This window comes from Vibrio mediterranei, assembly GCF_900088415.1.
GTDB lineage: Bacteria > Pseudomonadota > Gammaproteobacteria > Enterobacterales > Vibrionaceae > Vibrio > Vibrio mediterranei.
The window spans coordinates 13,823-26,225 of the sequence record NZ_FLLQ01000001.1; the positions used below are offsets into that span (position 1 = coordinate 13,823).

At 44.5% G+C, this 12,403-nt stretch carries 9 protein-coding genes; 8 read left to right on the plus strand and 1 reads right to left on the minus strand.

What is annotated here, in order from left to right; genetic code table 11:
• The first annotated feature begins 2 nt into the window (after positions 1-2).
• From VME0621_RS00075 to VME0621_RS00110, 8 genes are all read left to right on the plus strand, one after another.
• A complete protein-coding gene (locus VME0621_RS00075; RefSeq protein WP_062461098.1) occupies positions 3-941 on the plus strand; it encodes an ABC transporter permease in 939 nt (312 codons plus the stop codon).
• Positions 934-1,941, plus strand: coding sequence for an ABC transporter ATP-binding protein (locus tag VME0621_RS00080; protein ID WP_062461101.1), 1,008 nt, complete (start codon positions 934-936; stop codon positions 1,939-1,941). The genes VME0621_RS00075 and VME0621_RS00080 overlap by 8 nt, the downstream gene beginning before the upstream one ends.
• Before the next feature lie 2 nt (positions 1,942-1,943).
• A complete protein-coding gene (locus tag VME0621_RS00085; protein WP_062461104.1) occupies positions 1,944-2,972 on the plus strand; it encodes an ABC transporter ATP-binding protein in 1,029 nt (342 codons plus the stop codon).
• A 21-nt stretch (positions 2,973-2,993) separates the two neighbouring features.
• Complete coding sequence (locus VME0621_RS00090; protein WP_062461107.1) at positions 2,994-5,561, plus strand: glycoside hydrolase family 3 protein; 2,568 nt, start codon at positions 2,994-2,996, stop codon at positions 5,559-5,561.
• A gap of 221 nt (positions 5,562-5,782) precedes the next feature.
• Complete coding sequence (locus tag VME0621_RS00095; protein ID WP_062461110.1) at positions 5,783-6,730, plus strand: LacI family DNA-binding transcriptional regulator; 948 nt, start codon at positions 5,783-5,785, stop codon at positions 6,728-6,730.
• 434 nt (positions 6,731-7,164) lie between these two features.
• Positions 7,165-8,826, plus strand: a complete 1,662-nt coding sequence (locus VME0621_RS00100; protein WP_062461113.1) for an ABC transporter substrate-binding protein — start codon at positions 7,165-7,167, stop codon at positions 8,824-8,826.
• Between the two features lie 135 nt (positions 8,827-8,961).
• A complete protein-coding gene (locus tag VME0621_RS00105; RefSeq protein ID WP_157769582.1) occupies positions 8,962-10,485 on the plus strand; it encodes an MGH1-like glycoside hydrolase domain-containing protein in 1,524 nt (507 codons plus the stop codon).
• 102 nt (positions 10,486-10,587) lie between these two features.
• Positions 10,588-11,364, plus strand: coding sequence for a carboxylesterase family protein (locus tag VME0621_RS00110; protein WP_062461121.1), 777 nt, complete (start codon positions 10,588-10,590; stop codon positions 11,362-11,364).
• A gap of 45 nt (positions 11,365-11,409) precedes the next feature.
• On the opposite strand, the gene VME0621_RS00115 is transcribed toward VME0621_RS00110, so the two are convergent.
• Positions 11,410-12,306: a LysR family transcriptional regulator gene (locus VME0621_RS00115; protein ID WP_062461124.1), complete on the minus strand. Its 897-nt coding sequence runs from the start codon at positions 12,304-12,306 to the stop codon at positions 11,410-11,412.
• Between the last annotated feature and the right edge of the window lie 97 nt (positions 12,307-12,403).

Here is a 12,403-nt window from a genome sequence, read left to right on the forward strand (position 1 = left end):
GCATGAAATACTTTAAAATGGCTAAACAATTTTTCTTGGATAACCCCAAAGCTGCGGTTGGGATCTTCTTAGTCGCAACAGTGGTGTTGATGTGTGTTTTTGCACCGCTGCTTACCGATGTATTGCCGGGAGCTCGCGTTGGTCGACCACACCAAGCTCCAAACCCAGACAATATTCTAGGTACGACGCGAATGGGACGTGATGTCTGGTCTCAGCTCCTTTACGGTGGTCGCGTTTCGCTTATGGTTGGCTTCGTCGCTGGCACGTTTGTGATTGTAATGGCGATGGTGATAGGTATCGCTTCCGGTTACTTCGGTGGTGTGATTGATAACGTATTATCATTCTTTACTAACCTAGTGATGGTTATTCCAAGCCTACCGTTAATGCTGGTATTGGCTGCGTTCTTAGACCAAGTATCGCCTCTGGTTATCGCGATAATAATTGGTGCGACGTCATGGCCGTGGGGAGCTCGCGTACTACGTGCTCAGACCTTAGCGATTCGAAATAAGGACTTTGTCCACGCCGCTGAAGTGATGGGTGAAACCAAACCGAGAATGCTGTTTGCTGAAATTATGCCAAATATGATGTCGATTCTGGCGAGTAGTTTTATTGGTACGGTCATCTACGCCATTATGACGCAAGCGACCTTAGAGTTTATTGGGTTGGGCGACCCTCTTGCAGTGACGTGGGGCGGTATGTTGTACAACGCCGACCAAACTTCTGCGATACGTATCGGTGCGTGGTGGGAAATTATGGCCCCTTCTGTTGCGTTAGCATCGGTCGCCATTGGTCTAGCGCTTATCAACTTCTCGATTGATGAAATATCAAACCCGAAACTGAAAGCTCAACGAATCATGGCCCGTTATCGTCGTGAAGAGAAGAAAGCAGCGAAACAAGCTGCGAAGCAACAGCGCTTAGAAATGGAGAGTACCAATGGTTAATTTCACACATACAGAAACGTCTAAGTTGGTGGATGTCCGAAATCTCTGCGTCGACTACGTGACTTTTGATGGCAAAGTTCGTGCAGTGAATAACGTCAGCTTTCACATTAACCGTGGCGAGATTTTAGGGCTAGCGGGCGAGTCAGGTTGCGGTAAGTCAACTATTGCTTACTCGCTAATGCGTTTGCACAGACCGCCTGCATTGATCTCTGAAGGTGAAATCCTATTCGAAGGTCAAGATGTACTGAAAATGGATGACGATGAGTTAAGAAACTTCCGCTGGAAGGATACGTCGATGGTTTTCCAAAGCGCAATGAACTGTTTAAACCCAGTGAAAACCATTGAATATCAGTTCTTTGATATTTTCGATGCTCATGGTTTGGTATCTAGCCGAGAGGAATCCATTGAGAAAGCGAAAGAGTTGCTCCGTATCGTAGATATTCCAACAGAGCGTCTGTTTGACTACCCACACCAGTTTTCTGGTGGTATGAGACAACGAGTTGTCATTGCTATGGCGTTAGCTCTAAATCCAAAGCTACTTATTATGGATGAACCTACTACTGCACTTGATGTGGTGGTACAACGCGAAATCCTGCAAAAAGTGTATGAGCTTAAAGAGCGTTTTGGTTTCTCTATTTTGTTTATTACCCATGACCTCAGTTTGATGGTGGAGCTATGTGACCGTATTGGCATCATGTACTCAGGTCAACTGGTGGAGCTCGCACCATCGAAGATCATTTTGCAGCAACCAAACCATCCTTATGCACATGGCTTGGGTGACTCATTCCCGACGTTAAAAGGTGAGTTACAAGAGATGAAAGGAATTCCAGGTTCGCCTCTCGATCTAAAAAATGTGCCTTCAGGCTGTCGTTTTGCGCCTCGCTGTTTTAAAGCCACTGCACAGTGCCGAACACAAGAACCTAATTTGGTCAGCTTAGGAGAGTCGCGTTGGGTGGCTTGTCATACTCCACTACAACTTGAAGCCGAAGGAGTGGCGTAATTATGAATGCAAGAAGTCCTCATATTGACCAAGCGGCATTGGATGCAAAGCATCCGGTTATTTTGGAAGCCAAAGACCTTTGCATCGACTTTCGCAAAAAAGGTGACTCTATTTTTTCACCAAAGCAGTACTTACGTGCTGTTAATGGACTCAATTTCCAACTACGTGAAGCGCGTTGTGTAGCAGTGGTTGGGGAGTCTGGGTGTGGCAAAAGTACCAGTGCAAAAATAGCGACTAAGATTCACAAGGCCACAGAAGGTGGTATCTATTATCACGGCACCAACATCGATGAATTTACCTCTGGAGAAGAGCTAGATGCATATCGACGCGATGTACAGATGGTATTCCAAGACCCGTTCAGTTCGTTAAATCCGCTGCATACGATTCGCTATCACCTGATGCGTCCAATGCAGATTTACCACGGATTAAAACCGGGTAAAGAAATGGAATATCGCCTAATAAAAATCCTAACCCAAGTGGGTTTAACACCGCCGCAAGAAGTGTTGGATAAGTTTCCACATCAGTTGTCAGGCGGTCAACGTCAGCGTGTTTTCTTGGCAAAAACACTGGCTATAGGTGCGAAAGTGATTCTGGCGGATGAGCCAACGTCAATGTTGGATGTCTCGATTCGAATTGGTGTGCTTAACTTAATGAATCGCATGAAGCATGAGATGGGCAAGTCATTTATGTATATCACCCATGATATTGCTACGGCACGCTATTTTGCAGAAGACACCATAGTGTTGTACTGCGGTCATATGGTCGAGTGGGGAGATACAGAGCAAATCACGCAAAACCCACAACACCCGTATACCCAGTTATTGCTTGCGGCGGTGCCGGATCCGAGCCGCAGCATTCACGAGAAACTACCAACGCACCGCTCGATGGAAACACCAATGTGGTCACCTGAAAAGAAAGGTTGCCCGTACGCAGGGCGTTGCCCACAGGCGAAAGCGGAATGTTCGCAGTATTTGCCTGAACCGGTAGAAATTTCAGCTAATCACTTTACTCGTTGTCATTTATTCACATAGTTTTGTATTTAGGAATTCAAGATGTCTTATCAAACACCTTACTTTAAAGAATGGCCACAAATTAAATCTGCAATCGCTAAAGACGCTGCAATAGAAAACGAAGTCGCAAGCATTGTGGCTCAGATGACTACCGAAGAGAAACTGGGTCAGATGATTCAGCCGGATCTTCGCGGTGTAAGCCCAGAAGAGGCTAAGCAATACAAGTTAGGCTCAATATTGAATGGCGGCGGAGCATGGCCAAACGAGAATAAGCACTCTAGCGCTCAAGATTGGAGCGATAAAGCGGATGAGTTCTGGCATGCGATTGAAGAAGCCTATGCAGATAGGCCATTCCGTATTCCATTTATGTGGGCGACTGATGCAGTGCATGGTCACAACAATGTATTTAGCGCGACAGTCTTCCCGCACAACATTGGTTTAGGCGCAGCACGCGACCCTGAGTTGATTCAACGAATTGGCAAAATTACGGCGGTTGAAGTTGCAGCAACAGGATTAGACTGGACCTTTGCTCCAACAGTAGCAACGCCACGTGATTTACGTTGGGGACGTGTTTACGAGGGTTACTCTGAAGATCCTGAAATCACCTTCGCTTATGCCGCTAAAATGGTCACGGGCCTTCAAGGTACGGCGGATGATCTGAAAGGTGAGCATCATGTGATTTCTAACGTGAAACACTGGGTTGGAGATGGCGGTACGCTCACTGGGGTAGACAGAGGTAAAAATGGCTACTCAGAAGATCTACTCAGAAATATCCATGCAATGGGCTATTTCAGCGGTCTAGAGGCCGGTGCTCAAGTAGTCATGTCTTCATTCAATACATGGGAAAATGAAGCGAATTATGACCACAATCCCGAAGTGGGTGAGCGCTATAACTATAAGATTCATGGTAGTAAATATCTTCTAAATGATGTGCTCAAAGGCAAAATGGGCTTCGATGGTCTTATTGTCACGGATTGGCATGGGCATGCGGAAGTTAGCAAATGTACCGACGGCGATGCAACGTATGCGATTAATGCAGGCAACGATGTGTTAATGGTTCCGGTGCATGAGCACTGGATAGCGGTGTACCACAAAGCGCTAGAAGACATTAAGTCAGGTGTAATTCCAATGGAGCGTATCGACGATGCGGTTACTCGTATTCTCCGCGTCAAAATGCGTGCTGGTTTATGGGATAAGCCTTCACCGAAAAAGAGAGCGCTAGCAGGCAAGCAATCTTTATTGGGTGCGCCAGAGCATCGAGAAGTAGCACGAGAAGCGGTACGCAAATCTTTGGTGTTATTAAAAAACAAAGATCAGTTATTACCTCTGAATCCAAATCAAAAAGTATTGCTTACGGGTAGTGCTGCAGACGACCTACAAAAGCAGTCTGGTGGTTGGAACTTAACGTGGCAGGGTGATGAGAATACACTTGATGATTTCCCGGGAGCAACGACGTTCAAAATGGCTCTTGTCAATGAACTGAGTTGTGACAATGTCACTTACGATCCGCAACTAGAGTCGACTATTCAAGCAGGCGATGTTGCAATTGTAGTCATTGGTGAAGATCCTTACGCTGAAATGATGGGTGATATCAAGGCCTGGCAAACACTTGAGTTTGGCAAGCTTAAACGTAGCTACAAGGCTGATGTAGAGAAAATTCACAAGTTACACAAGCTGGGTGCTAAAGTGATTACCGTATTCTACAGCGGTCGTCCTTTGTACTTAAATGAAGAGATAGCTAAGTCGAATGCCTTTGTCGCTGCTTGGCTTCCAGGAAGTGAAGGTGAGGGCATCACAGATGTGTTGATTGCTGACGCTCAAGGTAACGCTCGTTATGACTTCCAAGGTAAGCTGTCATACAGTTGGCCAAATAAAAAACGAAGTGCAACGGTCAGCCGTATTCCGCCACATATTCCAGATTATCAGGTGTCTGAGTTGGAGCAATCTCCATTGGGTGAGCACGCTCCGTTATTTGAATACGGCTACGGACTCAACTATTCAGATACGCTTCAACAGGCCGACCTTGACCAGATCGAGTTGGATGAGGCTGGTACTCAGGGTGAAGGTGTCGCCGATAGTGCTACAGAGATATACGGTATCAAATCGACAATTGGTGATTTCCAACTGAAAGTCGCCGATTTTGTTCATTGGATCGGCAGCGATGTATCGCGCAACAATCCTATGTCTCTGAGAACGATAGATACCAAACCGTATAACTATCAGCAGCAGCAAGATGCGGTAGAGTTGACGTTCAAAGGTGGGTTTGCTGCTGCCTATATCCAAACAGGTGACGGTGGTGTTGAGAACCTAACCGGTTATGGTTCTGAGAAAGGTACACTGAGCTTTGAAGTGAAAGTGTCAAAAGCTGCTACGCATCCCGTTTATCTCTCATTACAGAAATGGACAGAGAACAAGATTGATGATGATGTGATTAAGCTTGATATCAGTGCTCAGTTACAAACTCTAGACGAGTTCGTGGTCGTTAACATACCTGTGGGTTGGTTCGTAGAACAAGGCGTTGAATTGGCGTATTTAGATACACCGTTTATGCTATTTACAGCAGGTGAGTTAACGACCGTTCTGGCGAATATTCGTTGGTACAATCGCTAGTGAACTAAACGATAATTATGGACAAAAAAGACTCCCTTGGTGGAGTCTTTTTTGTATCTACAAGCCACTATTCTAGGCGTAAATAATATACTTTGGCTGTCACGGGCTAGTTTTTTGATAGCGACATGTGAACCGTAAACTTTTACTTGAGTCACACAAAAGGCTGCAATAGGATATAACGACCATCTGGTTGATTTGAAAGTGTATCGAGCGTGTCTTAAATGAATAAAAAAGCAACTATCCAACGTGCCGCAGAATTGGCCGGCGTTTCTATCGCCTCGGTCAGCCGTGCCTTGAATGATAAGCCAGGTATTAGTGTTAGCAAGCGAGAAGAAATACTGAGTATTTGTCGCGAGCTAGGTTACGTTCCTCATTCTTTGAGAATGTTGCCGCCTAAATCTGGAATCGTGGCGGTTTCCATTGGTAGCGATGTTATCGAGGAGTCACGTTATATGGGATTGTTGTGGCCCGCATTATCTTTTGCACTGCAAAGAACGGGTCGGCGACTATTACCAGTCAATACTGGTGAAATGGCAGGTAATGAATTGGCTGGCGTGGTGTTGCTGAACGTGATTGAGAACGATCCCCGTGTCGAGCATTTAGTAGCTAAAAGCATACCCTTTGTTTCAATTGGGAGTGTTGCCAATCAGTTTTGGGTTGCGCCCGATGATTTCAATGGTGAACGAATGGCGGTAGAGTATCTTATAAAGCGGGGGTTTAACCGGATTGGCTGTGTGACTCATACTGGTAATGGGTTAGTCTATAAACATCGATTACAAGGTTATCGTTCTGCCATGGCTGAACGACAGCTGCCCACCATCGAATTTCATTTAGAACAAAAGCACAGTGCCGAGCTGGTTGCATATCGTTACTTTTTAACCATCGAGTCAAAAAGCCTACAGGAACTTGATGCTCTGGTTTGTGAAAGTGATGAGGTGGCGATAGGTATAAAAATTGCCCTAGAAGATAGAGGGCTTAATGTACCAAAAGACATAGCTATTGTGGGGTTTGATGGCTTACCACGTTTTTCAAAAGAACTGACAACCATCAAACAAGACGTCAATGCAATAGCTGAAAAAGCTGCAATATTGTTGGAGTCTGCTATTGCTGGTGAACAACCCGTTGGTGTTGTATTACCCGTGAAACTAAAAATAGGTCAAACAGCCTGATTCTTTAATGATCCATATCACTTAGTTTTGGGATTTAACGCTGGCTGCGCAGCGCTTAATCCTTATTTGTTAGATCTGAGCAAGTCCGCTGCAATGTAGTGAAGCTCTTTCCCTATCCGTCACCTTTATCTCTCCAACTTAAATCGACAAAGTTTCCTTCTGGGTAATGAGTTAAATCATTGAATTATAGTCATTATTTTGAGCTTTCATCTCCGCCATTCCCATTTGTTTCATATGTGAGCCATAAATGTAATGTCATTCATAAATAGCACAAATCAATTTGTAAATGTTTTCTCTTGTGATCGAAGTTTAAGTAAGTATTTACGTAACTCATTAAAGTGGGTTCAGTGATTATTGAAATGGAACCATACAGATTACGTTGAGCGTCGAGTAATAGGATGGTCGTTATAAGCAAATTAAAGTAGAGGATCGTTATGAAAAAAGTCGGGATAGCTGCACTTGCTTTGTTATTCAGTGTCTCAACGCCAACCTTCGCGCAATCAGATAAGGCACCTAACCTTAAGATTTTGAGCGAAGGAACTACAGGTTGGGTAAAAAACTTCAACCCTTGGGTAGGAGGTCGCGATGTTACAGATCTAATGTATGAACCACTCTATGTGTTTAATAAGTTGGATAGTAGCCAAGATTTCCCATGGCTAGCAACGGGGTATGAACTGTCGGATGACCTAGCATCACTAACCGTGGTTTTACGAGAAGGAGTCAAATGGTCGGATGGAGAAAACTTTTCCGCTGATGACGTTATTTTTACCTACCAGTATATGCAGAAACATCCCGAGATTGACTTGAGTGGGATGGGCAAGAAAGTAACAAAAGTAGAAAAGTTAGGTGAACATAAAATTAAACTTCATCTGGCAAAGCCGAATGCTTTCGCACAGTTTGATGTTATTGATCAATCATTTCTAATTGTACCCAAACACATCTGGGAAAATATAGATCAACCTGCGCAGTATACCAACGTTAACCCTGTTGGTACGGGACCATTCACTGAGATCGAACGCTTTAACCCACAAGTCTATATTGTTTGTCAAAATAATCACTACTGGAACGACAAATTGGCCGTTCCTTGTGTCGAGTTTCCTCAGTTTAGTACCAATGATAATGGTTTAGAGCTGATGACAAAGGGAGAAACTGACTGGAACAGCCTGTTTATACCAGATGTAGAACGTATGTTTGTGGACAAGGCGGAGGGGAATAAATACTGGTTCCCTTCTTATGATGGCGTAAGAATCACCCTAAACTATCAGACCCAGAATGAAGGTGCTAGGGAGGCGTTCGATAATCTAGATTTCCGTAAAGCCTTTAACTTAGCTATGGATCGAGAAGCGATGATTGACATCGGAGTTTATGGCTATGTTACGGGGAATAACCCTGCCTCTGGTCTGCCCCCGTTCCTTTGGGAGTGGCGCAATGAGAAAGCTGACAATATCTGGGCTGAATACTATCAATATGACCTAAAGCAAGCTCAGCAATATTTGGATCTTGGTGGCTTTAAAGATGTAACGGGAGATGGTTTCCGAGAAACCCCAAGCGGAAAACCGCTGAATTTTATCGTTCAAGTGCCAAGTGGGTGGTCAGACTGGATTAACAACGCGTCGATTGCGGTTGAAGGGTTGCGTGACATTGGTATCAACGCCAATGTCACTACCCCTGAAACCAATCTGTACGTATCCAATTGGGAGTCAAATAATTTTGACGCTTGTTTTTGCGGTAACTCGATTCAGTCGTCAATTTGGAAGTTCTATGAACATACCACGCACTCACGCTATGCAAATACTGCAAATTGGTGGTCAACAGGTATGACCAATCATATTAACCTTGAAATAGATAAGCTCATTGATGAGTTAGCTGTGACGGTTGATAAATCGGCTCAAAAAGTGATCGTTGACCAAATCGAAATGTATTACGCGCAGTACCTTGTTCATATTCCTCTTTATTACAATAGCACTTGGTTTAGCTACAACGATAGCCGCTATGTTGGGTGGTTCTCCGAACAGAATCCTGTGGCGTTGCCTGTGCCGTGGAGTCGCTTGAATCGCATTGTACAAGTTATGCACCTTAAGCCGAGAGCACGATAAAAAAAGGCAGTTAACGAAGGTGGTTAATACTAGGTAAATGGTAAGCACTGTAAGAGATAAGAGTCGATCTGAGTCTTGCTTATGGATGAAGGTTGGTTCTGCAAGAAGAGTGACCGTGAAATAGGAAACGACAAAATGCGTTTTAGAAAAGAGTTTAATAATGGTGTGATTGTTGACGAAGATGCGCGTACTGGCTTTATTGAGATATATGTTGACCCTGAAGTCCAGAGTCGCAATGTATTCATGGAGAAAGCGGTTGAACAACAGTCGTTACCTTGTTTTGAAGATCACATCGTTCGATTGCCGCAGATCAACTGGGACACCAACCCTAATGTTGTTGAAGGGTACTACAAAACATGGCAAATAGCATTCAGCAACCTTCGTCAGCCGACTGCTGAGAATGGTTTTGTCAGCAACTTTATCGATACTGCCTTTAACAACTATTTGTTTATGTGGGATAGCGCATTTATCACTATGTTTGGTAAATACGCTAATCACTGTTTCCCATTTATCCAAACCTTGGATAATCTCTATGTTAAACAGAGACCGGACGGGTTCATTAGTCGTGAGATCTCGATTGAAAATGGAAATGAGCACTTCCATCGACATGACCCAGTATCAACCGGGCCCAATATTTTGCCTTGGGCAGAGTGGCAACATTATGAGCTAACGGGAGACCTGCAACGTTTGCGCGAGGTGTTTCCGCCGCTTTTGGGTCTACATCGTTGGATCGCAGACAACAGAACTTGGAAAGATGGATCTTATTGGGGTTGTGGTTGGTCTTGTGGTATGGACAACCAATTACGGGTGGAAAAAGAAAAACAAGATTATTCTCACCACAGTCATTCATCGTGGATTGACGTAACACTCCAACAATATCTGTCTGGAACACTTTTAGTAAAAATACATGAAGAGATTCAATCGGGAGAGGACATTAATAGCATTAAACAAGAGCTGGCCAACCTCAAGTCCCTGATCAACCAAAAAATGTGGGATCCCTCCCGTCAGTTCTATTTTGATACGCTCCGTGATGACTCGTTTTCTACGATTAAGTCGATCGCAGCATATTGGGCGTTGCTAACCGACCTTGTCCCGGAAGAACATATGGCAGATTTCGTCGCTCACCTTGATGATGAGAGTAGTTTTAAACGTCCGCACAGGGTGCCAGCGATGGCCGCGGACTGTGAACATTACGCTGATGACGGTGGGTATTGGCGAGGAGGGGTTTGGGCGCCTACCAATTATATGGTGTTGAAAGGGCTAGAGTGTCATGGTTTCCATCATTTAGCCTTCGATATAGCACTAAACCATGTACAACACGTCGCCGCTATCTATGGTGAGACCGGTACGGTGTGGGAGAACTACTCTCCCGAGTTGTCACGCCCAGGAGAGCCTGCTAAGCGCGATTTTGTTGGCTGGAGTGGCCTAAGCCTTATCAGTATTTTAATAGAGTTTGTCTTTGGGATAAAAATGGATGTTCCAAACAACCAGATTGTTATTCGACCTTATCTTGATGAAGCCTATTCTGTACGAAAACTGCAGTTTGGTACGCTTGGCTCTGTCGATATCGAGGTTAGCAGCAAAGTGGACGCTAGTGGGTTAGATAGAGTTGTGGTGAAAACTGCTCTTGATATAAACATCACAGTCATTGATGGGTAGAACAAAGTACGTTGCGTAACTGAGTGGGCAATCTGACGTTCTACATTGTTATTAGCTATCGCAACAATCATCCTATTTTTAATTGGTTAATTAGGTTTTAATATGAGTAAATCAAATATAGTTCTCGGAGCAATCGCCTTGACATTAGTCTCTTCTCCTTTGCACGCGAGTTGGCAGAAAAAAACATTCACTAGCGATGGATTTACACTTCCATATCAATTATTTACACCCATACATGAAGGTAAAGTACCGTTGGTTATTCACCTTCATGGTAGTGGTGAGGCTGGAACGGATAACCTGGCGCAGATGTATCAAGGAACGAATATTGGCCCACAGTATTTTAGCAATAATGAAAACCAAAGCATTCAAGCGGCTTACATAATGGCTCCACAAACACCTAAACCGATGCGATGGGCATCTAAGTCACTAGAACCTTATGTATATGCAAACACGCCATCGACAGAATCGATGACTGCGCTACTGCGATTGATTGATAAGATGGTTGCGGAAAATGCTGAGATAGACCCGCATCGAATTTACATGACGGGCTTATCGCGGGGGGGACAAGGTGTTTGGAATGCAATGATACAGCGCCCCGACCTGTTCGCGGCTGCTGTGCCGATCGCTGGCAGTGCCGACACTGCAGAGGCTGGGCGAATTGCCAACATTCCAACTTGGGTATTTCATGGGGTCGACGACGGTGTGACTAATGTTGATTATAGTCGGCAGATCGTTGACGCAGTGATTCGCTCTGGTGGTTCGACGGCAAACATTCGCTATACAGAAATTGAAGGTGGGCAACATGACGACTCATGGCTAACGGCTTATGGCAGCTCAGATCTGTACCTTTGGTTGGTAAATAAGCGCAAATCTGAGTGATAGCTCTGCATCGAGATCGTTATCATCAGTGATTTTACGAACCGACTAAGTCCAGTGTTTATCGACGAACTGATGTTGTTGTAACAAAGTCACCAGAGCATTGAGAACTGGACCACTTGAATGGCTACGCGAAACTAAACAGCCAACAGGCGTTACCCAGCCGCTTTTTTCGTGAGCAACAGGTAATGCCACGATTTGCTCGTCCTGGAGTGCGTGCTTAAGTAACATTTCTGGTAAGTTAGCCCAACCCAAACCCTCGGTGACCATATCAACGAGGGTTTTGTGGTCATTTGCGTACCAAATATTTGAACTGATGCCATAGGTAAACCATAGTTCCTGTTTCCCCGCACTTCTGTGGACACATTGTCTAAAGTGTTTTAAGTCAGAATCTTTTACCACGGGAAGTCTAGTAAGCTCATGGTTTGGTGCGACAACGGTTAAGAAACGAGCTTGACCGAGGATGAAAATATCCATGTCTACTTTTAACTCACCGTCGGCATAAACAATACCTATCTGTGCTTTGTCTTGTCGAATGAGTTCTTCGATATCAAACGTTGAGGCGCAGATAAGCTCGAAGTTAGTAATAGGGAACTGAGCCGCCAATGGGGACAACAGTTTAATAAACTCCTGACTCATCAAGCTATCGTCGACAGCAATGGTCAGTTCGTGTTCTGAGTCATTGGAAAGAGCTTCGATCTTTTGGTCGAAGTATTTTTGTTGATGCAATATAGAACGAGCAATAGGAAGAAGCGCTTTGCCATTTTCGGTGAGTTCGGGCGTGTTTTTTTCTCGACTAAATAAGGTTTGATCAATGGCGATCTCCAAATTAGAAATGGCTTGGCTTACCCCTGATTGGGCTCTTTTAAGCTTACGGGCTGCGGCGGAAAATGAACCGTGCTCACAAACCGCAACAAACACTTTAAGCTGCTCAAAACTGTACATTGTGATACCCCAAAAAATCCAAATGCCAATTTAGGCTATCACGATGTGTGATGGTTGTTAACTTTCTATATTGCTGAGAATACCGATAATCACCGCA